This is a genomic window from Sulfuricurvum sp. (assembly GCF_028688295.1).
In the GTDB taxonomy this organism is placed as follows: Bacteria; Campylobacterota; Campylobacteria; order Campylobacterales; family Sulfurimonadaceae; genus Sulfuricurvum.
This window is the reverse complement of the sequence record NZ_JAQTYM010000031.1, coordinates 1-24,697: the sequence shown is the minus strand read 5'-3', so window position 1 is coordinate 24,697 and position 24,697 is coordinate 1. Positions and strand designations below refer to the sequence as shown.

28 protein-coding genes and 1 tRNA gene are annotated in these 24,697 nt (G+C 39.4%); 22 read left to right on the top strand and 7 right to left on the bottom strand.

Features of this window, described 5'->3' with window-relative positions:
• The 8 genes from PHR02_RS07850 to PHR02_RS07815 all read left to right on the top strand — a co-directional run.
• Positions 1–870, top strand: an 870-nt coding sequence (locus PHR02_RS07850; RefSeq protein WP_299990838.1) for a diguanylate cyclase, incomplete at its 5' end; no start/stop codon positions are given.
• A gap of 13 nt (positions 871–883) precedes the next feature.
• The gene (locus tag PHR02_RS07845; protein WP_299990836.1) at positions 884–2,872 is read left to right on the top strand and encodes a TonB-dependent receptor; all 1,989 of its coding nucleotides are present in this window, start codon (positions 884–886) and stop codon (positions 2,870–2,872) included.
• Positions 2,873–2,885: 13 nt separating this feature from the next.
• Complete coding sequence (locus tag PHR02_RS07840) at positions 2,886–4,100, top strand: DUF917 family protein (RefSeq protein ID WP_299990834.1); 1,215 nt, start codon at positions 2,886–2,888, stop codon at positions 4,098–4,100.
• The gene (locus PHR02_RS07835; RefSeq protein ID WP_299990832.1) at positions 4,097–4,720 is read left to right on the top strand and encodes a hypothetical protein; all 624 of its coding nucleotides are present in this window, start codon (positions 4,097–4,099) and stop codon (positions 4,718–4,720) included. Before PHR02_RS07840 ends, PHR02_RS07835 begins: the two co-directional genes overlap by 4 nt.
• Before the next feature lie 130 nt (positions 4,721–4,850).
• A complete protein-coding gene (locus PHR02_RS07830; RefSeq protein ID WP_299990830.1) occupies positions 4,851–5,717 on the top strand; it encodes an ABC transporter substrate binding protein in 867 nt (288 codons plus the stop codon).
• Positions 5,714–7,258, top strand: coding sequence for an ATP-binding protein (locus PHR02_RS07825; protein WP_299990828.1), 1,545 nt, complete (start codon positions 5,714–5,716; stop codon positions 7,256–7,258). The genes PHR02_RS07830 and PHR02_RS07825 overlap by 4 nt, the downstream gene beginning before the upstream one ends.
• Before the next feature lie 320 nt (positions 7,259–7,578).
• Positions 7,579–9,045 (top strand): flagellar hook-length control protein FliK, encoded by a 1,467-nt coding sequence (locus tag PHR02_RS07820; protein ID WP_299990826.1) that lies wholly within the window; start codon positions 7,579–7,581, stop codon positions 9,043–9,045.
• The gene (locus PHR02_RS07815) at positions 9,042–9,293 is read left to right on the top strand and encodes an EscU/YscU/HrcU family type III secretion system export apparatus switch protein (RefSeq protein ID WP_299990824.1); all 252 of its coding nucleotides are present in this window, start codon (positions 9,042–9,044) and stop codon (positions 9,291–9,293) included. The genes PHR02_RS07820 and PHR02_RS07815 overlap by 4 nt, the downstream gene beginning before the upstream one ends.
• On the opposite strand, the gene PHR02_RS07810 is transcribed toward PHR02_RS07815, so the two are convergent.
• Entirely contained in the window at positions 9,277–9,735 is a 459-nt protein-coding gene (locus PHR02_RS07810) for a YcgN family cysteine cluster protein (protein ID WP_299990822.1), read from the bottom strand. The genes PHR02_RS07815 and PHR02_RS07810 overlap by 17 nt on opposite strands.
• 114 nt (positions 9,736–9,849) lie before the next feature.
• Between PHR02_RS07810 and PHR02_RS07805 the strand changes: the two genes are divergently transcribed.
• The 3 genes from PHR02_RS07805 to PHR02_RS07795 are packed head-to-tail and all read left to right on the top strand — an operon-like array spanning position 9,850 to position 12,937.
• A complete protein-coding gene (locus PHR02_RS07805) occupies positions 9,850–10,347 on the top strand; it encodes a hypothetical protein (RefSeq protein ID WP_299990820.1) in 498 nt (165 codons plus the stop codon).
• A 2-nt stretch (positions 10,348–10,349) separates the two neighbouring features.
• Positions 10,350–12,437: a hypothetical protein gene (locus tag PHR02_RS07800; RefSeq protein ID WP_299990818.1), complete on the top strand. Its 2,088-nt coding sequence runs from the start codon at positions 10,350–10,352 to the stop codon at positions 12,435–12,437.
• A 41-nt stretch (positions 12,438–12,478) separates the two neighbouring features.
• On the top strand, positions 12,479–12,937 hold the full coding sequence (locus PHR02_RS07795) for a hypothetical protein (protein WP_299990816.1): 459 nt from the start codon (positions 12,479–12,481) through the stop codon (positions 12,935–12,937).
• 24 nt (positions 12,938–12,961) lie between these two features.
• Here the strand turns inward: PHR02_RS07795 and PHR02_RS07790 are convergent.
• The 5 genes from PHR02_RS07790 to PHR02_RS07770 form a co-directional block, all read right to left on the bottom strand.
• Positions 12,962–13,038, bottom strand: a tRNA-Gly gene (locus PHR02_RS07790).
• A 36-nt stretch (positions 13,039–13,074) separates the two neighbouring features.
• On the bottom strand, positions 13,075–14,808 hold the full coding sequence (locus PHR02_RS07785) for a cache domain-containing protein (protein ID WP_299990814.1): 1,734 nt from the start codon (positions 14,806–14,808) through the stop codon (positions 13,075–13,077).
• Between the two features lie 78 nt (positions 14,809–14,886).
• Entirely contained in the window at positions 14,887–15,603 is a 717-nt protein-coding gene (locus PHR02_RS07780) for a DUF3108 domain-containing protein (RefSeq protein WP_299990812.1), read from the bottom strand.
• Positions 15,604–15,654: 51 nt separating this feature from the next.
• Complete coding sequence (locus PHR02_RS07775) at positions 15,655–16,056, bottom strand: hypothetical protein (RefSeq protein ID WP_299990810.1); 402 nt, start codon at positions 16,054–16,056, stop codon at positions 15,655–15,657.
• 23 nt (positions 16,057–16,079) lie between these two features.
• Positions 16,080–16,922, bottom strand: a complete 843-nt coding sequence (locus tag PHR02_RS07770) for an aldo/keto reductase (protein ID WP_299990808.1) — start codon at positions 16,920–16,922, stop codon at positions 16,080–16,082.
• 151 nt (positions 16,923–17,073) lie between these two features.
• On the opposite strand from PHR02_RS07770, the gene PHR02_RS07765 reads away from it, so the two are divergent.
• From PHR02_RS07765 to PHR02_RS07715, 11 genes are all read left to right on the top strand, one after another.
• A complete protein-coding gene (locus PHR02_RS07765) occupies positions 17,074–17,649 on the top strand; it encodes an NUDIX hydrolase (RefSeq protein WP_299990806.1) in 576 nt (191 codons plus the stop codon).
• A gap of 55 nt (positions 17,650–17,704) precedes the next feature.
• Positions 17,705–18,070, top strand: a complete 366-nt coding sequence (locus PHR02_RS07760; RefSeq protein WP_299990804.1) for a hypothetical protein — start codon at positions 17,705–17,707, stop codon at positions 18,068–18,070.
• Between the two features lie 8 nt (positions 18,071–18,078).
• A complete protein-coding gene (locus PHR02_RS07755; RefSeq protein WP_299990802.1) occupies positions 18,079–18,579 on the top strand; it encodes a histidine phosphatase family protein in 501 nt (166 codons plus the stop codon).
• A 22-nt stretch (positions 18,580–18,601) separates the two neighbouring features.
• Complete coding sequence (locus PHR02_RS07750; protein ID WP_299990800.1) at positions 18,602–18,883, top strand: DUF1294 domain-containing protein; 282 nt, start codon at positions 18,602–18,604, stop codon at positions 18,881–18,883.
• 31 nt (positions 18,884–18,914) lie between these two features.
• A complete protein-coding gene (locus PHR02_RS07745; RefSeq protein ID WP_299990798.1) occupies positions 18,915–19,436 on the top strand; it encodes a putative metalloprotease CJM1_0395 family protein in 522 nt (173 codons plus the stop codon).
• 61 nt (positions 19,437–19,497) lie between these two features.
• Positions 19,498–19,680, top strand: a complete 183-nt coding sequence (locus PHR02_RS07740) for a hypothetical protein (protein ID WP_299990796.1) — start codon at positions 19,498–19,500, stop codon at positions 19,678–19,680.
• Between the two features lie 251 nt (positions 19,681–19,931).
• The gene (locus PHR02_RS07735) at positions 19,932–21,152 is read left to right on the top strand and encodes an SEL1-like repeat protein (RefSeq protein WP_299990794.1); all 1,221 of its coding nucleotides are present in this window, start codon (positions 19,932–19,934) and stop codon (positions 21,150–21,152) included.
• A gap of 225 nt (positions 21,153–21,377) precedes the next feature.
• Positions 21,378–21,752: a thioredoxin family protein gene (locus tag PHR02_RS07730; protein ID WP_295067176.1), complete on the top strand. Its 375-nt coding sequence runs from the start codon at positions 21,378–21,380 to the stop codon at positions 21,750–21,752.
• A 41-nt stretch (positions 21,753–21,793) separates the two neighbouring features.
• A complete protein-coding gene (locus PHR02_RS07725; protein ID WP_299990791.1) occupies positions 21,794–22,126 on the top strand; it encodes a hypothetical protein in 333 nt (110 codons plus the stop codon).
• An 89-nt stretch (positions 22,127–22,215) separates the two neighbouring features.
• Positions 22,216–22,824: a hypothetical protein gene (locus tag PHR02_RS07720; protein WP_299990789.1), complete on the top strand. Its 609-nt coding sequence runs from the start codon at positions 22,216–22,218 to the stop codon at positions 22,822–22,824.
• Positions 22,821–23,531, top strand: coding sequence for a nucleotidyl transferase AbiEii/AbiGii toxin family protein (locus tag PHR02_RS07715; RefSeq protein WP_299990787.1), 711 nt, complete (start codon positions 22,821–22,823; stop codon positions 23,529–23,531). The genes PHR02_RS07720 and PHR02_RS07715 overlap by 4 nt, the downstream gene beginning before the upstream one ends.
• Before the next feature lie 87 nt (positions 23,532–23,618).
• Here PHR02_RS07715 and PHR02_RS07710 read toward each other — a convergent pair whose 3' ends face one another.
• A complete protein-coding gene (locus PHR02_RS07710) occupies positions 23,619–24,311 on the bottom strand; it encodes a hypothetical protein (protein WP_299990785.1) in 693 nt (230 codons plus the stop codon).
• Positions 24,312–24,697 lie beyond the last annotated feature (386 nt).

The window sequence follows — 24,697 nt, the reverse complement described above, 5'->3', positions numbered from 1 at the left end:
TTAATACTCTATTTCTCACAAAGCGATGTCGATAAAAGCATAGAGAACTATTCACAACAGATGAAAGAGAATATTCATCATTCTCTCGATACTTCTTTGATCTCTATGCTTATCTTTTTTATCCTGTTTCTTCCTGTAGCCTATATCGTCTCTCAACATATCAGCAAGCCGATCATGGACTTAACACATCGCGCCCTAGAACTCTCTAGAGGAAACTTCAGCGCCCAAAGTTCTGCGGCAAAAAATCGACAAGATGAACTTGGAATGCTAGAGAGAGCATTTGATACGATGAGTGAAAATTTGGAATATTCCTATACTCGTCTCGCCGAATACAACACACAATTAGAACAAATGGTACAAGATCGTACACAAGAGCTCGAAAAACTCTCCATTACCGATCACTTAACCCTACTCTACAATCGAGTTAAACTCGAAGAGGTTTTCAGTGAACAAATTCAGCTTGCAAAACGGTACAATACCCCTTTTTCTGTTTTATTGTGCGATATCGATTTTTTCAAAAGCGTTAATGATACTTTTGGACATTTAATCGGGGATAAGGTATTGGTGGAAATTGCCGATATTCTTGCCTCAACCATACGCGATACCGATATCATCGGACGATGGGGAGGCGAAGAGTTTTTAATTATCGCCCCTGAAACCGCTCAAGAGCATGCGGTATTACTCGCGGAGAGAGTGTGTAGCGCAGTCGAACAAGGAAGCTACACGAGCAATCAACCTCAAACGCTCAGTATCGGTGTAAGCTGTTTTTCACTTCAAGACAGTGATGTAACAATGATGGCACGGGCAGACAATGCTCTCTATGAAGCAAAAAATAGCGGGCGTAACCGTATTGTTTTTTACCCTAGTTAACTAAAGGAGAGTTGTGTTTCGAAAAATAGTATGGCTAAGCGTTCCTGTCACAATGTTAGCAAATCCATTTAATGCAACACTCGAAGACGAAGTATCGTGGCTAAAAGATGAAACATTCGTGATCTCAGCATCCAAAGTACAAGAGAGTATCAAAAAAACCTCTGCCTCCGTCACGATAATCGATGAGGATATGATCGATAAAATGGGGGCCAATACCCTATTGGACGTACTCAGAGTGGTTCCTGGGCTTGGGGTCTCACAGAGCAATGTCTATGTTGACAAAATAAGTGTTCGCGGTATCGAAACGTGGTTTTCCGAAAAAGTTCTCATCTTGCTCGATGGGCACTCATTGAATTCCGATTTGCTCAACGGCGGGGCATCCAATACCTATGCGAACTTTCCGGTAGAACAGATCAAAAGGGTAGAGATTATCCGAGGACCGGCATCGGCTCTGTATGGTGAGAATGCGTTTACCGCCCTTATCAACATCATTACCAAAGAGGCTCAAGATGTAAACGGGGTTCAAATCAGCACAAAAGTCGGGAGTTATAACACGGCAATCGCGAATCTCCTTGTGGGAAAAACGTATGAAAATTTTGATATAGCGGCAAACATCAACTACCGAGATAGCGATGGATACAGTGCCTATGTAGCGAACGATGCCATCGGAAATAGTGGACATACCAGTCCAACGTCCAAGAGACTCAATACCAATCTCTCGCTAAAGCATAACAATGGTTTTTATCTCAAAGCCAATTACAACAATACCGAAGACGGTCCCCGTTATGGGATTGCACATGCCCTTAATAATGAGGATAAGGCAAAGAGGGAAGCCTACTTTATTGAATTAGGGCATCAATATAAAATTAATGATAATTATACCTTGGATTCACGTGTGTATCATGATAGTTTCATAGCCGACAATCGTTGGGAAATATATCCTGAAGGTTTTCCAACAGGTGCTTATACAGACGGGATGCTAGCAATTTCTGGTTACACCAATAAAAAATCAGGGATTGAAACCTTGTTGACTGTCAAAAAAGAGAACTATACTGTCGTATCCGGTCTATCTTATGAAACTCAGAGACTAAAAGACCCTATCTACAAAGCAAATTACATCCCATCAAGCGGAGCTCCACTCGGTGCTCTACAAGATTTTTCCGATCCGAGTACTAACTTTGTGTCCGAAGCAAATAGAAAATTTTGGGCTGCTTACAGTGAGCTTTTGTATGATCCAAGAGAAGATTTAAGGCTAACTGTCGGTATCCGCTATGATCATTACAACGACTTTGGCGGTGTTTTTAATCCAAGACTCGGCGCAGCATGGGAAGTAAACGAACACAATACGCTCAAACTGATGTACGGAGAAGCATTTAGAGCACCCACATTTGCTGAACTCTATAACAAAAACAATCCGGCACTCGTCGGGAATCCTGACTTAAACCCTGAAACGGTTCAAACATTCGAAATGAGTTTACACAACAATAGTATCGAAAATCTCGAAGCCTCTCTCAATCTTTTTCATAGCACGATCGATGACATCATTTCCGTTTTGGGTACTACCTATACGAATCGTGGAACCATGACCACACGAGGGATCGAGGCAGAGCTAAAACAACATCTCCATAGAGGCTCTTACATCACTGCAAACTACACCTACCAGCAACCTAAAAACGACGATACTCGAAAAATAGCGGAAAACATCTCCCGCCATGAAGGATATGTCGCACTCAACTACCGCATCAACACCGTTTTTAATCTCTACACCGATGCAAAATACATAGGAAAACAAACGAGAAGCACTGCCGATACCAGGGTTCCTGTAGAGAGCAGTATCACAAGCAATGCAACGTTGTTGGCAAAAGATTTATTCCTCAAAGACGTACAAATGAAATTTTCGATCTATAATCTATTTGACGAAAAAAGTTACGATTCAAATGCCCCTTATGATTACCCACAAGCTGGAAGATCGTATATGGCTGAGTTGTCCTATAAATTTTAAAAGGGAATTGTGCATGAAAATTAGAAACCAAAAAGAGTTTTTGACGCTTCTCAAAGGTGCGACTTTCTTAGCTGCAGGTGGTGGTGGACCATTTTCCTTAGGAAAAGAAATTGTTGAAACTTACTTCAAAGATATTAAAGAATTTGAGATTGATATTATCAATTCGAATCAATTAAACAATAGTGAGTGGGTTTCTATTGCGGCAGGGATGGGGCAACCTTCTGCAAGTACAACTTTTTCTCCCCAAGCTGTTGTTAATCCAACAGTTAATGCGATCAAGGCAATGGAAAAGCTCATTAAAGAATTACTCATTACTAAGAACGATAAACGATTTGAAAGTTTTGAAAAGTTCAATGCACTCTCTCCCATTGAAGTGGGTGCTATCAATGTTGCGATTCCACTTATATCTGCCTATATCCTGCAAGACAATATATTCGTCGTAGATGGAGATGCGGCTGGGCGTTCTGTACCAACCATTGATTTGACTCCCTTTGCGACTACACAGCCCGTTATGCCTAATATGGCTACCTCAGATGGAGATGAGTATGAATTTACGGTTATGTCATTAAAAAACTATCAAGATTTAGGGACAGCTTATAGTAAATTAATGGAAGCAGGATTAATAGGTGATGTTACAGGGTTATGTTTAGCTCCGATGAGCGGTGAAACGTTGAATAATGGCAATATTGTCAAAGGAACCCTAACCGATGCTTATAATATCGGCATTATGTTTGAAGAAAATCTCAGTTCAGACGAAAGAATAAAAAAAATTCAGACTTATTTAAACACTAAAGCGCAAACGCCTAGACAGCTAAAACTTATCTGTACAGGAAAAGTAACAGCATACACTACCCAAACGGAGGATGTTACGGATTTAGGTTATTTAACCATAAATACAGATGATAATCGAGTCTTTACTATTTTGATCCAAAATGAAAATATTATCGGTCAATTTGACGATGAAACCTACGTTACCATTACAGGTCCCGATTCTATCTGTTATTTAGCCAAAAAAGATGGACCGCTAGATCAAAATGAAATATATGAAAATGTACTTATTAGTGAAAAATTCTCAAAAGGTGAAGATGTTTACATTCATGTTATAGCGATAGAAGCTGCCGACGTTATCAAAAAGAATGAGAAACTGATGGCTAGTTGGAACGCTGCTTATAAAACAAGTCGTTACTATGGTCCATACAGTGATAAATTATGGACTGAATGCAAATGAAACTCCTCTCCTTGATCCTTTTGGTTGTCACGACACTGTGTGCTGAAAACACTAAAGTGTACCTCTACACACCGGAGATCAATGTCAATAATTTTAAATCGCTCAAAACCAGTTTCGATACCTATCTCAGCACGTATGGGGAGTATGAATTTCAACCTTTTAGCGATAAAGAGACCTTTGAAAAACATTTGAAAAAAAGAGAATCTATCGTGATCCTATCGAGTTGGCACTATCGTGAAATCGGGAAAAAATATAATCTCGAAGCGATGCTCGTAGCCAAACACAAAGGTAGCATCACCGACCGTAAAATCCTCGTTGGTAAAAAAAACATGATACTCAAAGGGGTCGTAACTTCAGCATATCCTAAAGAGTATACCAATGAATTATTAAACACTATCACTCAAGAAAATGCAAAAGCGCTCTCCGTACTCAAAGTTCCTAAAGAGATCGATGCCCTGATGAGCGTCGGATTCGGGATGAGTAAGTTTGCCCTAGTCTCCAAAGACACCTTTGAACACCTCCAAATTATCAATCCCGTTTTATCCAAAGAGCTTAAAATCTATTACGAATCTGTTCCTGAGTACCGAATGCTTTTAGCCTGTAATGCAGCAGAAAAGTAGAGAATAAACTCATCACTATCTTCAAAAACATGGAGCAATCAGAAAATGGGAAAAATATTTTACACATGATCGGTATCGATAAGTTGGTTTTCCTAACACTACCTAATCCAGAAACACTCGGGGATACAAAATGAAACTATTATTACTCATCTCACTTTTTATCCTCTCTCTACACGGACAAAATGTATTGGTCATCAATTCCAACTCAAATATTATAAAATACAACGAAGCGGTAGAAGAATTCAGTAAAACATTTCCATCACCTTTCAAAACACTCGATATCACCGACAAGAGTTCTAAGGAGATAAAAAAAGCTTTGTATGACGAATATCCTGATGTTGTTTACGCAATCGGTGCAAAAGCTTACCAATATGCCCATGAATACATCCCTGAAAAAGAGATCTATTTCAGTTCGATCATCGATTGGAAACGGCTTCCTACGGTTCCTAAGCAATATGGGGTGTCCAACGAACTGCACAGTGGCATGCAACTCATTTTAATAAAAACGCTTTTCTCGGATGTCAAAACTATCGGTGTACCCTACAGTCACTATACCCAAAACACCCTCAACGACCTTATCAAAAATGCTAAAGAGATTGGAATAGAGATTAAAGCTATCAAAGTCGATGAAGCATTCGATCCACATTCGTTGAATAATTTGTTACAAGAATGCGATACGATGATGATTATCGCCGATCCTCTGGTTGTCAAAAATAATTCGGTCATTGAGTATGTATTTGCATCGGCTAAAATAAACAAAAAACCGATTATCGCCTATCATGAGCTCTTTATCCAGTACGGTGCGGCGCTCGTCATCTCAGCAGATCATCCAACCATCGGAAGACAAATTGCCGCAATGATTGTTGATCCTGATAAAACAGAAAACATCCAATATCCTGCCGGAACCAATATTATCGTTAACAAAAAAGAAGCTAAAAAAATCGGAATCAAGTTCTCACCAGACATCTTATCTACAGCCACAGAAATCATAGAATGAATCTAACCAAAAAACTGATCATTGCTATTTTGTCCATCACGATACTCATCGTTTCGGTCTTTACTTATCTACAAATCAGTGAACAAAGAAAGATTTTAAATGATGAACTACAGCAACGAATAACACTGATTCGAACCCATTTAGAGTCACAAGCGCAAAGTGATATCCGGTCATTAAAATATGAGGTTGAAAATGATCTTTCCGCGCTGAATTTTTCCCATATCGATTCCGTTTTTACCAACTTAGTGAACAAAAAGGAGATTGATAGCATCGTCATGTTCAATCACGACCGTTCGCAAAGACTTTATTCCGGAGATGGAAGCTTTCAGGATCGCTTACCTCCGATTGGAGGGGATACGATCACCTATCTTGATCAAGATCATTTTATCGTTTCAACCCCAATCATTTTAACTCAAAAATGGGGAGAACTCCATATCATTTATTCACTGGAATCATTGCGCGAAGAGGTTCGTAAAGCTCAAGAATATCAGAAAAAACAAATCCAATCCAGTGTCGAAAAAGCACTTTTGACCTCAGTAGGGTTGGCGATTCTCCTACTAATCCTCAGTTATCTATTTGCTCGTAAACTCATTCGCCCAATTTTAGTCCTTACCGAAACCACCCAAAATATTGCCAAGGGGAACCTCTCCATCGGCGATACTCTCACAACAATCCAATCAAACGATGAGATCGGTCTGTTATCCGCATCGTTCATTGATATGGCTCAAAAACTTGACGCATCGTATCAAGAGCTTCAAGAACTCAACAGTTCACTAGAAGAGCGTGTTAGCGAAAAAGTAAAACGGATTCGTGAACAAGAAAAAATGATGATTGCACAATCTCGACTTGCCGCTATGGGTGAGATTATCAGAATGATTGCCCATCAGTGGCGACAACCCTTATCCACAGTGACCCTGATGATTGCTAATGAAAAACTCACGGCAATGACTAATTCCAAAGCGCCCTACCCTTCGGAAAATGTGCTTGATAAAATTTCCGAGACTATCCTTTATCTTTCAAACATGATCGACGATTTTCAAACGTTTTTCAAACCAGATAAAGCAGCCGAACCGATTTTAATATCCACCCTTATCGATCGAACACTACAGATTATCCAAACACGTCTTACTTTGGAAAAAATTTTCATTGAGATAGCCGAATACCCTGATGAAACCATCCAAACTTACACCAATGAAGTGATTCAAGTCTTTATCAATATCATCAATAATGCTATCGATGCCCTTAGAGAAAAAGAGGGAAATAGGACTTTACATCTCACGATATCCCACAATACAAAAGAGGTCATTTTCAGTCTAGAAGACAATGCGGGAGGAATACCCCCAGACATTCTTCCTAATATTTTTGATCCCTATTTCAGTACAAAATCAAAAAATGGGACAGGGGTAGGACTTTATATGGCAAAAATGATCATTGAAAGACATATTGGCGGGAAATTAAGTGCCGCTAATACGTTGGAGGGGGCACAATTTACCATCGTCCTTCCCAAACAACCGATCGTGATTGAAACACCAACAGAGTAATAATTTTATGAATGAATCTAACCATTTCAACTTCTATTTATCAATGCAGTAAAAAAAAGGGACGAAATTTTATAAAAACGGAGTGTTGTACCAAATTATATTGATGATGCCCATCGAAAGTGCCATTAAAAAGAGATAAACGAGCCCTCCTCCAATAGAGAGAAACAATACATTGTAATACATATAAAGACTCCTTGAAACATAATAGAGCTTTAGGAGTATATTAAAAACTCGATGAGTTATTATTTAACAATTATAATTAATTAAAATGTTTCTTTTTCTTGCCTATCATCTATCCGAAGTGTGTTATCATTTTCATTATGATAAATCTAAACACTGATACTCGGCTCAACATCCTCCTCCCCAATATGAACAAAGCTCTCGATGAAGTGGTTAAAAATGCTACCCCCCAACAGCTCGAAACACTAAAAGAGGGAAAAGATATTAAATCACTTCTTTCTTCGGTATTTCAGGATAAAATCTCCTCCTCAAAATCCGATACCCTCTTGCTTGATCTTCTCAAAAACAGCAGTGCTTTTAAACAGATGGGTAACCTCTCGGATTCACTTAGTACACTCATCAAGGAGCTCAAAAACTCTCCTGATTTTACGGCAAAAAGTGCCGTATTGGAAAATTTTCTCAAAAACATCACCACCATAGATCCCCAATCACTCAAATCCCAAATAGCAAACAGCGGTGTCTTTATGGAATCCAAAATAGCGCATGCACTCGAAAAAATACCCAATCTGACCCAAACCCTCGAACAACTCAAAACAACCTTGAGCAAAGATCCATCGCCGATGAGTAAAACTTTGCAAGAGAAAATTACAACGCTTCTTTCAAGCCCTCAGCTTAAAACCGCTTCAAACGAACCTCAAAGTGCCCTAACATTAAGCAATAGCCTCAAAGAGATGAGAACCTCCCTCACGGCTCTCCTCTCCAAAAGTGACCCTCTCTATTCCGCTGAAGTGAGAGCTTTGAGCCAGCAACTCGATACCCACACTACGGTGCAGGAGCTAAAATCGACACTCTCACAGCTTTACGGTTCCCTTTTACGCTCGAACACTTCCGAAACCAACACACTGCTCGATGGGATCGAAAAACTACTCAAAACCCTCTCATCTTCCTCGGGTGATGAGCTCAAAACCTTTAGTGAAACCCTCAAATCCGCCATACACGAAGGCAATATCACCAAAGAGGCATCCGCCATTCTCGCTAAATTAGGAGATTTTACCAATCCCAAAGAACTGATGAATGAAACATTTTTAAAAGAGTCCATGAGAGAAGATCTAAAATCCAATCTTCTCACCCTCACCGAAGAGCTCAAAACGTCCACTGAACCCAATGCCTCCAAAATACTCGATCAGGCGGATAAATTGTTGAGCGTGATCGATTATCACCAACTCACCTCATCTCTCAGTGCATCAAACTCGCTCTATTTCCCTTTTTCATGGGATCAGCTCGAAGAGGGTTCTTTGGCATTTAAAAAATCAAAAAATCAAAAATTTTACTGTGAGATCAACCTTCGCCTCAAAGAATATGGTGAACTAAACCTCATGATGGCACTGTATGAGGAAAATCAGCTCGAAATCCAAGTCCACACCGAAAAAGAAGAACTCAAAAATCTGATTCAAGAAAATATCGCAGCATTACGCAGCGTTCTCATCGAAGCACAACTGACACCGCGCACCATCCGTATCCACCATAGGGACGAAAAAGGAAGTGAACAGCAGATGTATGAGGGTGATGATTTTGGGAGCTCTGTAGGATTTGAGGTGATCGTATGAAAAAAGCGGTCGCAATGCGCTACGATCCAGAAAAAGAAAATGCCCCCCGTGTCATCGCATCCGGTAAAGGAGCTACGGCTGAAAATATCATCAAAATCGCCGAACTTCACAATCTCCCCATCCGCAAAGACGAAGATTTAGTAGAGCTCCTCAGTAAAGTAGAAATCGATAAAGAGATCCCCGAAAAACTCTACGTCGCGGTGGCAGAAGTATTCAAGTTTATTTACAAAATTACAAATCACCGATAACATTATCCACGATATAATCTTCTAAATCGATATCCTCACTCTCTAAAATCGGATTCAACGCATGCATTCCATGAGGACGAACACTATGGGGATCTTTACTAATCAGAGGATGCCATGAGGGGAGTGCTCTCCCCTGCTGACGCAGACGATATGCACAGGTTTCCGGAAGCCATGTATACTCCGCCGCACGCTCTGCGGTGAGTCTCATGCACCCCTCTACTCTCTCAAAGCGATTAGCGTAATCGCTGCATCCACCTGCACCAATGTCGTAACAATGGCACGCGACACGGGTCAGATAGATCGGAGCCGTATCGTCATCTTCATCCTGAAGACGGTTCAAACAGCAGAGACCACACCCGTCGCACAGTGCTTCCCACTCGTAGGCGTTGAGTTCTTCAAGTGTTTTTGTTTCCCAAAAAGGGGCAGTTTCATATTGTTTCATAACCGAAAAATAGCATATTTAGGGTTAAACTCTTCCATCCACATCTCATCAAGTGATCACTTTTTCATCACATTATGTACTACAACCGTAATCTAATTACCCTACAATACTGTTATGATGTACTTACTAAAAATTTTACCGTCTTCATGGTTTTTCACATTCATGCTGCTCAGTATAATCGTAATCCAAACCTATGGAGCCGAGCTCACTAATAAACAAAAAATAACTTTAATACAACCTATCGAGCATCATGCAATGATTTATGGAGAGGGTCAGAAAAAAGTGTATGTTTTTGTTGATCCGAAATGCCCCCATTCACGTGACTTTATGGCTATGATTAATGAAAATGAAAAAATGCGTACTATTTATCGGTACTATATCTTTTTTTACGAGCTGAAACGTTTCCACTCGCATGATCTTATAGCAGCGATATACATGTCACCTGCACCGTTACAACAAACGTTAGAAGTGATGGCTATGGGTAAAGATATCTCAGAAAATATCCGAACTGAACCAAAAATTGAAGCAAAAATCGATGAAATATCCGATGTGGCTGATGCCATCGGCGTATCAAAACGTCCCTACCTGATCATTATGAAGGAGAACAATTAAACATGTATTACCATACTCCCGACACATCCCGATACATTACTGTCATTCGGAGATTTCGAGTCGCCATCATCACGTTATTTATACTCATATCAACCTCATCACTCTATTTCTTGAAACCTCAAATGATCTCATCGGATACGGTATTTTGGCTCAGTGAATCCAAACAACTTCAAAAAAACCAGGAACAATCGTATACTACGACGTATGTAGGACGTCTGAGCATCGAGATTCCCAACTTTAATGAGAGATCAAAAAATAGACTTCAAAAAATTCAAACCGAGCTTGAGCGTATCGATGGAGTCGATCAGGTGGAATCACTTTTTTCATCCTATATGATTTTTAATGATCAAACTTCAGAAGAATCTGCTTTAGTCAAAGCATTGCCAATCAAGCAAATGAGCGCAGAAAAAATTATCACGTTTGTTCAAACACTTCCTGATCCCTATCGCCGTTTTGTCAGTGATGATTTTCATCGATTTCATTTTATTATCCATTCTCAACATCCTATTCAAATCGATGCCTTAACTATCCCTTTTGAATACGATTATTCCGAACCTGACATCGAAGCCAAAACAGCCCATTATCTTTGGTATATCGCTATCATCATAGCCGTCACCATCGCGATGTCTCAAATAGTCTTTAAGAATACAATTGCAGCATTAGGAGCGATCAGCGTCACTATCATCACCCTTATTTGGACGTTCTCACTCATCTATGTGTTGACTGGAAACAAACAAATTCATATCGCCATGAGCCTCATGGTAGTTAGTATCGCTATCGGGCACTATCTCTATTTTTATTATCGCTGGCATGTATCACAGCTTAAAAGTGACCCTAGCCGTGCTTTAGAAAAAAGTATCAATCGTAATCTTCATCCTGCACTCTGGACACTTCCGGTACTGCTCATCAGCTTAGGGTCCCTCCTTTTTGCCAATTCACCAATCGTTACCATGATCAGTCTCAGTCTAATGATCTCATCCGTTGTTGCCTACGTAACCAGTATTATATTTTTACCTGCGCTGCTCAGCTATTTTTCCGTTTCACATCCAAAAATCGGTATTGCACGGGTTTGCTATTGGTTCGCAAACCAAGAAGTCCATTACAATCCGAAACTGCTCCAAAAATTTATGATTTTGACCCTGATAATACTCCTCTTTATCGGTATTCGTTTTTACAACTCTCCCGCTTTTTTTGAACAAAATGTTGACTACAAAACCATGACATTGAAAGTACCCTTCAATGAAATCGATCTAAGCATGCTCAAAAAAATTGAAACGTTTGAACAGGATTTACGCACGCACACCGATGGTGTGGTTAAAGTCGATTCTGTTATCACAATACTCAAACAACTCAATTTGGCCAATACACCAAAAACACCTTTGGATGAACAACGTCTATTACAAGCCCTGTTTTTTCTCGAACTGTATGATTTGGAAAAATCTTATATGGATGCAGATTCTCTGAATATCACAATCACCCTCAAAAATGCTGATCATTCTTCGGTGATACAGTTCGTAGAGCACTACCAATCTTTTCCTATCTATATGACTGATACGGGAAGTCTCTCTCAAAGCTCCAAGATGGAAAAAATGTTTCTCCTCATATCATCGCTTCTCTCGGCACTTTTGATAATCTCACTAGCGATGGGGATTATTTTTCGATCATTCAAAATAGGATGGGTTGGTTTTGCGGCAAATGCTATCCCTTTGATCTGGTTTATTTTGTTTATGATCCTGTTCAAATTTGAGCTTACCATAGAAGCCTTAATTGCTATGACCATATCGGTTGGATTAACCTCAGATACGATCATCCATTTTGGATACAAATATTTTAGAAGCCGTTATTTTGGGCGTACCCGAAAACATGCTTTGGAAATCATGTTTTTCTATGCTGCCGTTCCTGCGATTATAAGTGCTACAGTACTGATGATCGTCTTTGCATTATTGACGTTTACTCAGCTGCAATCGCTACAGCTTATCGGTGCATACGGAGCTGTTTTGATGTTTATCTCTCTTTTAAGCGATCTTTTTATCCTCCCGGTTTTGCTGCTAGCCGTCGATAGACAGGAAAAACAACCAAACATTCATTAGGGTGAATTTGGATATCATGAGGATAAATAAAAGGATACATTATGACAACCGAACAACCATTGAGTGAATTATTACGTGAGTGCGCAGACTCTATCGGCGGAAAAAACTTTTTTCTTACCCTAGCTGAGACAATTCGTACCACCCGTGAGGGAATCATCGTCGGAGAGAAAAAACAGATCAACTACACAAACGGAACGATGACATGGAACAAAACCCTCCATGCCGATAACTGGAGATTGTTGGTCGAATCAGCAAAAGTACGCACCAAAGATGGCAATATCCTCCTAAGCGCAGAGGACAAACGCCACAAAAACATCCTCAACATGATCCGTACCCTCAAACCGCTCACGTTTACTGTAAGCCCGACGAACAGTACCGATGGAGAGGGATTTAGTTTTAGTGCACTAGAGGTCATCGATGATAAAACAACGCATATATCGCCGCTTTTTAAAGCAATGTTTGTTATGCCGATGGATGTATTGAAAAAGAATATAGGGTAAAGGGATTGTTTAAAAGGAAAGAAGTGGAGCGGGAAACGAGACTCGAACTCGCGACATTCAGCTTGGAAGGCTGACGCTCTAGCCAACTGAGCTATTCCCGCATCACTGAGAGGATTATAAAGTAAAATCCCTTAAAATTACCCTATTATGACCTTATTTTTTCCCGATTCTTTAGCTTGATACAATGCAATATCGGATCGCTTAATCAAAGATTCAAGACTCACTTGCTCCGAATATTCGACCACACCAATACTTATAGTCACTGTACCCATAGGCTCAATAGGGGTTTGAGAGACATAATGGCGTATTCGCTCTGCTATCTCTCCTGCTGTTTGAATATCGGTGTGAGGAAGTAGTATCATAAACTCTTCACCACCGACTCTGCCAAATACGTCGCTTTTACGTAAGCATACTCCGACACGTTTCACTACTTCGATTAAAACAGTGTCGCCGATATCATGCCCATAGGTATCGTTGATCTTTTTAAAATTATCCAAATCAAACATGATAAGCGAAAATTGCTCTTTATAGCGATCCGTTTTCTCTTGTTCCATCCCTAACATGGTAAAAAAAGCGTATCGATTGTGTATCCCCGTCAACGTATCGGTCATAGCAAGTTTTTCCATCTCATCATGGGCGATTTTTAACTCTTCCGTCCGCGTAGCAATCTTCTCTTCCAATGAGGCATTTAACTCCGAAAGCTCAAGATTATGCCGTTCAATATCTCCATGCAAAAGTTCAAAATGACGTTTCAAGCGATAAGAGATATAAAAAGAGACCATTAATGAAACAAGGAGGAAAAAAACTGAAAAAAGGATGATTTTTTTGAATTCATTTTCATAAAGTGCTAAGAGTTTTTGTTTTTTTACTCCTACTGCACGATCAATTTCATCCGTATAAAATCCGGTACCGATAATCCAATCACTATTGGGTATCGTTTGAACATACGAAAGTTTTGTCTCTGTTTTTCCATTGCTCGGATTTTTCCACTGGTACTCGCTAAACTCGGACGAATGTGTTCGAGCTTTTTCTAAAAAATCCGAGACGACATCGGCATGCTCACCCTTGAGCAGATTGGTATTTTCTAATTCACGTTGATTAGGGTGGAGAATACTATTACCCTTTGTATCAATAATAAAAAAGTACTCTGATCCTTTTTGGTTAATATGACGTAAAATATCAATAGATGATTTTTCGATCTCTTTGGTCGTCGTGTCCAAATATTCACTTGATCCCAGATACCAGTTAAAATGTCCGAAATTTTTTACATACGCCATCTGTTTAAACTGTATACTCCGGTCATACCCAGGTCTCGTAAACGTATCCCATAAATACCCATCCCCTTTTGTACTCACAAGCTTTATCTCTTCTCTGATGACAAAACGCCCTGTTACATCTTTAAAATCGATAATGCTTTCCCCCTCTAAATGGCGTAAGTACTCTGGAGCAAGAGCAAATGTTCCACTTTTATCGAGAATAAAAATAAAACTTTCCCCTTTGTTCCATACCATGGGGCGAAGCGCATCGATAATCATCGATTGTATTTCACCATCGTTTTTTTTACCTCTATTTTGAACATAAATCGATTGAGCGATATCGTATGCCCTATCAACTCGATCTTTTACTTTGGTTTGAAGTCTTTGTTCTATCGTAGAGCGTTGATAGGTAATCAGTTCGATCGCCATGTTTACTTTGGAAACAATACTTTTTTGTTGTTCGGAAATTAATCTTTCGCGAATATTTTGGAGACTTTGATCCAAAATTTCCTGATTATGTTGGATACTAAGCACAGAGATAATAATAGTAATGAGAGGAATGACCAGAAAGGGTGCGAAAGTAATAAAACGGACTAAAAATTTTTCATTTAACATAGTGATAACTTTTCTCTCTTACTTGAACTTAATTATAGCTCAAGTTGGAATCATTTGTTATTTTATAATCGTTAATATTTATTCTATTCTCTTACCGACGATGTCTCCAAAAAGTAATACATCTTCTAAAATTGCTTTTTCGCAAAGTCCATCTTCATCTAAGTTAATCAGTAATTCACCATTGGAACTACTGAATATTCTGTCATTTAAAATGACTTTGACAAATACACCATCTTCTATTTCTAACTCTTTTGCCACTCTCTCCAACTCTTTTCCTTTTGGAAATACCACATCGATACGACCGTTATTTTTATTCGCACCGATTGCATATAAAACTTGGTTTTGGCGTAATTTCATGTACTGTTTGACATTAAAAAAGAGACTTAAAATATCTTCAGGAGCATAAAAATCATTGGTCTCTTTATCACCGCGATCTTTACCTTCTATAACCTCTTTTAAAACCGTTTTCTTACGATGATCAAACGTATAAAATTTCGTTGTTTTTTTCGAATTAGTACGTCTGGTTTTGTTGTATTTTTCGGGAATCAATTTTCCGTTAACAATCGTTCCGTGACTTTCATACACTTCGACACGGTTATTGCTGAGTAATTTAGCGATTCCAGTGGTTCGTGCTTCGATACGGATACTGTAGGTATCATCATCACGTGTCTCGAACCGTGCATCAGCTATCCCCAGTGTCTGAAAAATACCATACGATACTTCATATTTAGCGGTAGTGACTTTCGCACTGACTATTTGAGACAATACGATGAGCAGAAAAATAATTGTTTTCATGGCTAAATCCTTTTGTGTAAGCCTATAGGAGAATCGTGGAGGATTTGCGAATCAAAGACTCAAAAACAGTGATCCTGCCCCTTTAGAGACAATTCCCAGAGGCACTTTGATCCCCTCTTCCATATGATCAGCGAAGATACGATTGAGCCACACACGGTTGGTTTGAACTTTTTGGAGAATGAGATATTCCTCTTTATCGATTGTCAGGGTCATGTAAGAGCCGATCGATACATTTAGAGGCTGTTTTTCCCCCTCAGGCATCAAGACAAAACGGAGCGTTTTTTTAGTCGTATCAACGGTGACGTTATCGACTTTACCGTATCCTCGTGTACTAAAGTAAAGGGAGACGGCAGAGGTGAGTAGTTTCGAGCGGATAGAATCCATAGTGGAGAGTTCAGCGCCGTGTACACTCCCGAGGGTCAATACTAAAATCAATACGAAACGTTTAAGCATCTGATTCCTTTTTAAAAAAAGAATTATAGTAAAAGAGAACTTATAGCCGCAATTTCAGATGCCTTCAACTCAAACCTAAAGATCTCTACATCTTCGTTTATATGCTGCTGCGATGTTGATCCGATCAGCGGCACAATACCGACATGATTCAAATAACGATAAAGTATCTGTGCTTCGGTCACATTGTACTCTTGTGTCAGTGCGAAAAACTCACGGCTTTTTAGGAGATGCGGGTTGGCCGTGAGGCTCCAAAAACTCTGGTAGATGATACCCACTTCATCGCACCATGATCGTAATTCGATGTCGTATCCACTCTCAGCATAAAAGCGATTTTGAACCACCGAGGGTTTCACCTCACTCTCTCGGTAGAGTTTTTGGAGCAGTTCCAGATCATAACAGTTGCTAATTCCCAGCTGACGCGTACCGCCGCTGTGATAAATTTGCTCCATTGCACCCCACACCTGCGAGAGATGCGAATAGGGAAAAAGTGGTGAGTGGAGAACAAGCGAATCAACATAGTCGGTTTGTAGATTACGTTGTGACGCTTCAAACGACTGTGCTACCTGTATCGCCAGAGGCTGTGTGGGATCATAAGGGATACGATGCGGGTCTTGGCCTGCGAGGGGGGTAAATTTGGTTTGGAGAAACAACTCTTCACGTGTAATTCCATAAGCTGCCAACCTCATCAATGCTTCACCCACTAGAGGCTCTTCATAGTGTTTGGGTTGACACGCGGTATCTATCCCTCGAAATCCGCTCAGAACCGCCATCTCCACTAAATCAGCCGTCCGCTCTTTTTTCCATGCGGTGCCATAGATGAGAGCGGGTATTTGAACATTGTCATTAGTTATTAGCGTCGGTATCATAGAAAATCCTCGATCTAAAATTATTAAAACAGTATAGTGTATGCACATTCGAATCCAACTTTAAAAAAGGATATTTTAAACTAGCTTCAAACGAATTTCAAAATTAGATCTAGTGGTATAATTACACCATCTTAAACCTAATACGAGTAACATGAGAACCCAAAGAGTACCGTTCGGATTCACAGATCATCCGAAAAAAAATGCCGTCTTTTTAGCGATCTACGTTGAATCGATCTCTCCGTGGAAATACTTCAAAGACGATATGCAACATATCAAATGCCCTGCCCTGATTATGATCGACCGATGGGATGGACGGATGGGATTTCCGGGTGGAACGGTCAACGAAGGTGAACATCTCATGGAGGCACTGGTACGTGAGATCAAAGAAGAGATAGGAATCACTATCAAACCGACACAAGTCCATCCAATCGTTAGTCATGAGAATCGGATCGTTACCCACTTCTATGGGCTTAAAGTACTAGAAGCGGAATTTTTGCATATCTACTACCATATCCTCAACAACTTCTCCCGCTCCATCTTATTGCACGCCTATGAAGAAGGTGATGAGTCACACTTCATGTCGGAAATTACAGGGATCAAAATCGTTCCGCTGATCCAACATGAAAAAAAAGGGATCAATCGCTTTTTAGAAAACTCGTTTGCCGGAGCGACACGCGAGGATTTGGATATCCTTCTCACAGAGGTCTTACATTTAAAATTCGATTGATCGTTTCGTTTCTAAAAGAGGGTATAATCCACCATTATATCCCTAAGAGGTACTTATGGCACTCTCGGCTGATCAAAAACAACGTATCAAAGATTCCACCCTTCTCTACCGTAGTGAAATCAATCAAATCAATGATTGGATTTACAATGAACCTAATGATGAACGATGTGAACTCTTATATTTGCTTCGTGCCCTCTCAACAATTGAGCATGGTGCAAGAATCGATCTCTTCAATGAAAATCACTCTGAAGCGTCTCTAGAAGAGATAGCACAGCAAGTCAACCGCTATTTTCCCGAAAAAGACGATGCCGAACTTTTCGATGATCTATCGATTTTAGAAGATGATGTACGGGAACACTATTTTAATGATCCTCAAAAAGAAAAAAAAGCTTTGTTAACACAGCTTGGTTTAGAACTTTAGGAGATGCTATGAAAACTATCATCTTTATCCGGCACGCAAAATCGGATTGGAATAACCTCTTTGTGCGTGATTTCGACCGCGAATTAAACGAGAGAGGGATGCGTGATCTTCCAATAATGGGAGAGGTACTGTCCAAAAAAAATCTTCACCCGCAGAGAATGATCTCTAGCCCTGCTTTACGGGCAAAACACACAGCTACCGCCATCGCTTCCTATCTCCCCTATCCCGAAAACCAGATTATTTATGACCCTACTCTTTATGGAGGCAACATCACTTCGATCCTCGAGCTTATTGCATCAACCCCTCAAAATGTTCATACTCTGATCCTCGTTGGGCATAACCCAGAACTCACCGAATGCGTTAACTATTTCTCTAACAGCGAGATCGAAAATGTCCCGACATGCGGCGTAGTGGCAATGCAGCTTAAACACGATACATGGCAAAGTATCGGCGAAGATTCGGCACAACTGCTCTATTTTGAAAAACCGAAAGATTACCGACTCCATTAAAAGGGTTAAAAAAGTACGATTAATGAAAGCCTTTATGATTCTTTTTGTCCTTTTCAACCTGATAACTTTTGTGGTATTTGGCTATGATAAATATTTAGCCCGTACCAACCGACACCGAATCAGTGAAAAAAACCTTCTAATCCTAGCACTCATGGGTGGCAGTGTAGGAGCAATCTTCGCCCAAAAAATATTCCGCCACAAGAGTCAAAAATACCGTAATCTTTTTTGGGTTATACTTGGGGTACAGTTTGTTGTATTTGAGGGACTATGGCTCTATTCGCAAACGACATACATGACGTTTTAATGAAGCTAATATAGGAAGTATTTCAAAACGGATGAATATTCAAATATCACCATCAAACTACCAATATTCATCCTACACTTCCAATCATAACACGCAATCTTCTAATCCTGAAAAATCTCCTTCTTATCAGGCATTAATAACCAAACTTGAATCTTCCGATACCAAAGTCCGAGCCCATGAAGCAGCACACGTCGCCGCAGGAGGCGGTGTCGTCACTGGAGGAGCCAATTTTAGTTATACCAAGGGACCCGATGGAAAGATGTACGCCACTGCCGGTGAAGTCCCTATCGATACCTCTGAAGGAAAAGATCCGGAAGAAACTATCCGTAAAGCTCGCCAAATCCTAGCAGCGGCTATGGCCCCTTCTGATCCCAGTCCACAGGATTATCGGGTTGCCGCAACCGCAGCTGTTATGGAAATGCGTGGGCACTTAGAAATGAGTAAAAAACTCCAAGATTCAATCAATGGACAAAATGCTTATAAATCTGCTGCTTCATCTCAATCTGATTCGACATCTATGGAAAGCATCCCATCGAATCCGATCCAATCGTGACAAAATGAATTTTTTTCAAAAACTGCCGATATAGATTCTAACTCCCTAAGGAGGATAAATTATGGATTCAATCAATTCGTCTATGGGGATGGGGCCGCAGATGTACGCTTTGAAAAAAGCGATCGATACACAAGATCAAGGGATTATGAAACTCTTGGAAAGCGCCCCTACTCCACCAGAGAACAATGCATCACTGGGTGCCGAGCTTACCGGTCTGGGTCAGACTCTCGACATCAAAGCGTGACTTTAGCCATTAGGCTAAGTCACACATCTATAAATCAACACAAAACTCTACATCAAAACAGTTTATACTCTATATTACTCCCTTCCACACTCCCGAAGTGAAGATTGAATAGCAGACTCCTATTTGTAGTTTTTATTTTTTATTGAGACAAAATCTGCTGAAATATTTGGGATTAATTTTACCTATAATCATTGTGAATCATATTTTATTTTGCTACTATATATTAATCAATAATAAAAAAAGGGAAATTGATGAAGTGGAAACTTGGACTAACTGTGATCATACTTATCATATTTGGTGCATGGTATCTTATTTCTTCTTTTTCAAAGACTCCTACAAGTTTTGAACTCGCCTATGCTTTATACACCAATTCTTCAACACAAAAAGATGCACTCCCTATTTTTAAAAGACTTTCAGATAGCGGTGATGTAGTTTCTACTGCTTATCTTGTCTCGAATAATATGAAAAATGCTGATGCTGAAACGCAACAAAAAAACCAACTTTTAGCTAAAAAAATTTTCCTCCCTTTAACTAAATTAGCATGCAATAACAATACGCATGCGCAAGACAGATTAGGATACTTTTATTATAAAGGTTATGGAACAAACCAAAATTTTAATGAAGCCTTTCATTGGTATCTACAAGCTGCCGAGGCAGATCTTTCAAGTGCTCAAAACAATTTAGGAAAATTATACGAAGAGGGTGCAGGGGTAGCCAAAAATATTGGCGAAGCTATGAAGTGGTATGAAAAAGCGGTTAATCAAAATCACACCCTTGCCCAAATAAATCTCGGATTACTGTATATGGATCAAGAAAATTATTCAGAAGCAATGAAATGCTTTCAGCAGGCCGGTAAAAATGGTGAGAATTATGGAGAACATAACATCGGGGTTATGTATGAGAGAGGACTCGGTGTATCCCAAGACTATGTTGAAGCTATGAAATGGTACCAAATTGCCGCATCCAAAGGTAATGCGGACTCACAAGGTAATATTGGCTATTTGTATTCACAAGGGTATGGTGTATCGCAAAGTGATAGCGAAGCATTTTTATGGTTTAAAAAAGCAGCTGAACAAGGTTCTGCCGCCGCACAAAATAGTTTAGGAGTATCCTATAGACTTGGTCAAGGTGTTAAACGAAATTATTGTACTGCTGTAAAATGGTATAAAAAAGCAGCTGAACAAGGCAATGCTGATGCTCAATACAATTTGGGATGTATGTATGCAGAGGGTTTAGGCGTATGCCATAATAATGTCATTGCATTGCAATGGTTTAAAAAAGCAGCTGAGCAAGGGAATTCTAATGCACAAACCAATTTAGGGGCGTTTTATGCGTTGGGTTTGGGAACAGAGAAAAATATGGATGAATCTATCAAATGGACTAAAAAAGCAGCGTCACAAGGAAATATGACAGCCATTTCCAATCTTACAAAAGAGGGCGCTTACTATATTGTAAGTAAATTTTATCAATAACTCAAATAGCTTTCAAAATGGGAAGGTATTCAATCTTCAATTTTTAAAACTTATTTCTCAAAACAAAAATATACTTTTTAAATCGTTGGGACCCCTATTTAGAATGGCCTATGCATTTACTCCTTAACATACCTAATCTAACGATCAAGGAATAACACTAATTGAGCGTTAAGCAACCCGTTCGCCTTATTTACTTACATTTTCGAAAACAGGATACTATGGAATATGCTCATATTGACAAAAGAGAATTATGATAAAACCGTTCAAGAGAACGAGATAGTGGTTATCGATTTTTGGTCGCAATGGTGTACTCCGTGCAAACAGTATGGACCGATATTTGAAAAAGTATCTGGAAAATATCCCGACATCACGTTTGCAAAACTCCATACGGAAGAGGAAACCGCTCTTTCAGACTATTTCTTTATCCAGAATCTTCCAACGACGGTACTTATGAAAGAGAAAACGGTTATTTTCAAAACACCGGGATTATTATCCCAAGAGGAACTGATTGATCTCATTGAGCAGACAAAAGCGACCGATATGGATAGATTCCGTGCGGAAAAAGCAGCGAAAAAAGCAGCCCGCAAGCAACAGCCATAAACCAATACTTGAGCATATAAAGCGATGCAGAAGGAAAACAAATGCCATTAAATCGACTGGAACGATATTTCGAGGACTACACCTACATACGAAAAGGGCATTATCCCGTCACTGATTTGATTGTCTATGTGTACATGGGCGATGCGTGGACTGAAGCAAACAAAGCACAACAAATTGACATCAGTGAGGGGCTCCTCAGATCAATAGAAGCAAAACATTTTGAACTCAACAGAGACGATATCGAACGTCTTTTTGAACTCTACGATCTTAAAGCTAAAGCAGAACGCGGTGAGCTGGCAGATGTTGTAATGCTGCAAACGGCATTTACACAGATCATTGAAAAGCATCGCTTATCGCACCAATCACCGTCTTAAAAAGTGTCTGCTCTTTGAGGTCATTACACTTTGTATAATTTCCGATATTCGGATATAATAGCAATATCAACTTCGAAGAGGAGGAAAATATGACAACAGCAGAAATCACCAAGATGTTTCAGATCGCTGATAGTACGCTCAGCGATTGGGAATCCAATCCAAAACGTCAAAAGCTCCTTACCCTCCTTCGTACTATCAGCCTTGATGAGGCAGAAGAGTATTTACAGCCTAAAAATATACCGTCAAAATTTAGCCCCAAAACCCGTTTCGTCAAACTTCGAAAAGAGTGGTTTAGTATTGATCTATTATGGTCACGGCAAGATCATTCCCTTATCGAAATTAATAGCCTCATTTCCATTTATCTTTCTACACCAAATCAAGAGGACACCCAAACACTGATTCGTCTATTTGGAATCGAACGAGTTAGGACAATCTTGATGAAACTCGAAAAAAACATGCCAATTGAAGATTATAATGAAGCTTCAGAGCAGATTGAATTTGCCATAGACTCGGAAACCTATTTCGAAAATCATCCGTTGCCTTCACTAGAGGAACTTCTACGCCATCCTAAAAAACGGTATATTACCTATCTTAGCAAACAATACGGTGCCGATGAATTGGTAAAAATGGCTCAAGAGAAAAAAGTACCGTTCAACACCCTCTTCCAAATCAAAAAGATGACAGGACTTAGCGCATGACCGAAGCGATAAAACAGATTCTCCCGATCATCCAAGATCACGAAATTTTCAAAAAGCATGATTTTAGACTGGTTGGAGGAACCGCCCTTTCCTATCATATCAACCACCGCATATCCGAAGATTTAGATTTTTGTCTCACTCAAGAACTTCCATTAGAGGATATTCAATCGTTTATTGAGTTTTGTGTAGAGAAATTCGGTATGGAAAACATCAACTACATAGAACCCTCACAAGCGATCAAAGAAGATTTTTTGCTCGGCGGAGACAATGTCGAATACTATCTCCAAACATGGATGGTCAACGGTATTAAGATTCAATTTTTCGACGGTGGAAGCAATACAGGTACAAAAGAATTTCTTGCCGATGATATTTACACAACCATCGGAAACATCAAGATAGCCTCGCTGGAGACGATCTTTAAAATGAAATCTTTGATGTTCTACAAACGAACCAAATCACGAGACCTCTACGATATGCTCCGATTCTACGAGCTGAATGATGATCAATTTACACCTGAGACAACCAAAGCGTTAATTATGCAACATGAACAGCTTTATTGCACAGCAGAATATTTCCAAACGATGTGGCTGGAGAGTTTTAAAACTAAAAAATATTTAGCGGAACGTGATGAAGGGTTGGCGGGATTAGTGGGTGAGATTGAAACATTTGAAGAGATACGGATCAAATTGGTAAAACTTTTTCAATAAAATTTATATTGTAATAAAAGTATCCTGTCCCCTTTTTTCTCTCACTTTTATAGACAATATACGGTGGTTGGATAAGTGAGCCGAAGCTCACTTTCCTTTTGAAGTATTTTGTTCAGCTTTCGTTGAAGAATTCACTTCTTTGGAGGTGGAGGCGGCGGTGTTTGCCCCGGTCTTGGAACGCTCGCTGTTCTCCCCCCGTATGGATTCGGTTGCGGTTTTGGCGGTGGTGGTGCTTTGGGCATTTTGATCTCCTTTAGTTAAATTTACGATCACCAAAATTACAAAAAATATCAATGCAGCCATAGTCAAACCCATAGAATAAGCAATTGATTTTTTTCGCTTGATTAATACAATTCCATTATAACGAACTGCTCTAGCTATGTCATAAAACATTTGATGAATTCCATTTACTTTTGACCATGGGCTAGATTCTATACGCAACATATAGTTTCTTCGTAAGTGGTTTGCATAATGTATTTTTCTGCCTTTGATCATAGCGAATAAAGCAATACCTATAGAAGCCGAAGAGAATAAAAAGAATGGTATAGCCAAGTAAAGATTGATTGACTTTATTTGAAAAACAATACCTATCAGGACAACGTTAAGCCACATTATATTTTTTATGTTATTCATTTGCAATGGAATACTCCAACGTATTAGAGTATCAAGCTCATTTCTTAAAGAATCATAATGTAATTTTAGATTTGCCTCATGATCGGAAATCTCTTCTTTAGTACATTCATCTTCTTTAGCTTCACTAGTACCTGTTTCATTTCCCATGTTTAATATGGAGCCTTTTATTTATTTTTGGTGTTATATGAATTATAGCAAGGTTCCAGCATAAATTTATAAGAAAATAGGAAAATAGCGGTCATGTATTCACTCTTCACTTTTTAAAATCTATCACTCAAAAACAATCCCATACCGCACATTTCTACCATTTGTCCCCTCGATTTGACGGATACAGTTCCTCTTTCATACGGGTTAAATTATCATATTATTCATACCATATTTGGTACGAATATTTATAATAATCGTACTTTTAAATCAAAAACAAAAATATACTTTTTAAATCGTTCGGATTGACGTTATATTGTGGATTGTATTTATCGAGAGGAAATGGTGGGTCAACCAGGACTTGAACCTGGGACAACTCCGTTATGAGC

Excerpts from the sequence above, each read along its gene's own strand:
- PHR02_RS07835 (WP_299990832.1), top strand. The coding sequence starts at position 4,097 with ATGAAACTCCTCTCCTTGATCCTTTTGGTTGTCACGACACTGTGTGCT.
- PHR02_RS07800 (WP_299990818.1), top strand. The coding sequence starts at position 10,350 with ATGTATTACCATACTCCCGACACATCCCGATACATTACTGTCATTCGG.
- PHR02_RS07760 (WP_299990804.1), top strand. The coding sequence starts at position 17,705 with ATGGCACTCTCGGCTGATCAAAAACAACGTATCAAAGATTCCACCCTT.
- PHR02_RS07755 (WP_299990802.1), top strand. The coding sequence starts at position 18,079 with ATGAAAACTATCATCTTTATCCGGCACGCAAAATCGGATTGGAATAAC.
- PHR02_RS07810 (WP_299990822.1), bottom strand. The coding sequence starts at position 9,735 with ATGAAACAATATGAAACTGCCCCTTTTTGGGAAACAAAAACACTTGAA.
- PHR02_RS07825 (WP_299990828.1), top strand. The coding sequence starts at position 5,714 with ATGAATCTAACCAAAAAACTGATCATTGCTATTTTGTCCATCACGATA.
- PHR02_RS07805 (WP_299990820.1), top strand. The coding sequence starts at position 9,850 with ATGATGTACTTACTAAAAATTTTACCGTCTTCATGGTTTTTCACATTC.
- PHR02_RS07785 (WP_299990814.1), bottom strand. The coding sequence starts at position 14,808 with ATGTTAAATGAAAAATTTTTAGTCCGTTTTATTACTTTCGCACCCTTT.
- PHR02_RS07830 (WP_299990830.1), top strand. The coding sequence starts at position 4,851 with ATGAAACTATTATTACTCATCTCACTTTTTATCCTCTCTCTACACGGA.
- PHR02_RS07815 (WP_299990824.1), top strand. The coding sequence starts at position 9,042 with ATGAAAAAAGCGGTCGCAATGCGCTACGATCCAGAAAAAGAAAATGCC.
- PHR02_RS07745 (WP_299990798.1), top strand. The coding sequence starts at position 18,915 with ATGAATATTCAAATATCACCATCAAACTACCAATATTCATCCTACACT.
- PHR02_RS07730 (WP_295067176.1), top strand. The coding sequence starts at position 21,378 with ATGCTCATATTGACAAAAGAGAATTATGATAAAACCGTTCAAGAGAAC.
- PHR02_RS07765 (WP_299990806.1), top strand. The coding sequence starts at position 17,074 with ATGAGAACCCAAAGAGTACCGTTCGGATTCACAGATCATCCGAAAAAA.
- PHR02_RS07740 (WP_299990796.1), top strand. The coding sequence starts at position 19,498 with ATGGATTCAATCAATTCGTCTATGGGGATGGGGCCGCAGATGTACGCT.
- PHR02_RS07795 (WP_299990816.1), top strand. The coding sequence starts at position 12,479 with ATGACAACCGAACAACCATTGAGTGAATTATTACGTGAGTGCGCAGAC.
- PHR02_RS07820 (WP_299990826.1), top strand. The coding sequence starts at position 7,579 with ATGATAAATCTAAACACTGATACTCGGCTCAACATCCTCCTCCCCAAT.
- PHR02_RS07770 (WP_299990808.1), bottom strand. The coding sequence starts at position 16,922 with ATGATACCGACGCTAATAACTAATGACAATGTTCAAATACCCGCTCTC.
- PHR02_RS07725 (WP_299990791.1), top strand. The coding sequence starts at position 21,794 with ATGCCATTAAATCGACTGGAACGATATTTCGAGGACTACACCTACATA.
- PHR02_RS07780 (WP_299990812.1), bottom strand. The coding sequence starts at position 15,603 with ATGAAAACAATTATTTTTCTGCTCATCGTATTGTCTCAAATAGTCAGT.
- PHR02_RS07715 (WP_299990787.1), top strand. The coding sequence starts at position 22,821 with ATGACCGAAGCGATAAAACAGATTCTCCCGATCATCCAAGATCACGAA.
- PHR02_RS07735 (WP_299990794.1), top strand. The coding sequence starts at position 19,932 with ATGAAGTGGAAACTTGGACTAACTGTGATCATACTTATCATATTTGGT.
- PHR02_RS07750 (WP_299990800.1), top strand. The coding sequence starts at position 18,602 with ATGAAAGCCTTTATGATTCTTTTTGTCCTTTTCAACCTGATAACTTTT.
- PHR02_RS07775 (WP_299990810.1), bottom strand. The coding sequence starts at position 16,056 with ATGCTTAAACGTTTCGTATTGATTTTAGTATTGACCCTCGGGAGTGTA.
- PHR02_RS07720 (WP_299990789.1), top strand. The coding sequence starts at position 22,216 with ATGACAACAGCAGAAATCACCAAGATGTTTCAGATCGCTGATAGTACG.
- PHR02_RS07710 (WP_299990785.1), bottom strand. The coding sequence starts at position 24,311 with ATGGGAAATGAAACAGGTACTAGTGAAGCTAAAGAAGATGAATGTACT.
- PHR02_RS07840 (WP_299990834.1), top strand. The coding sequence starts at position 2,886 with ATGAAAATTAGAAACCAAAAAGAGTTTTTGACGCTTCTCAAAGGTGCG.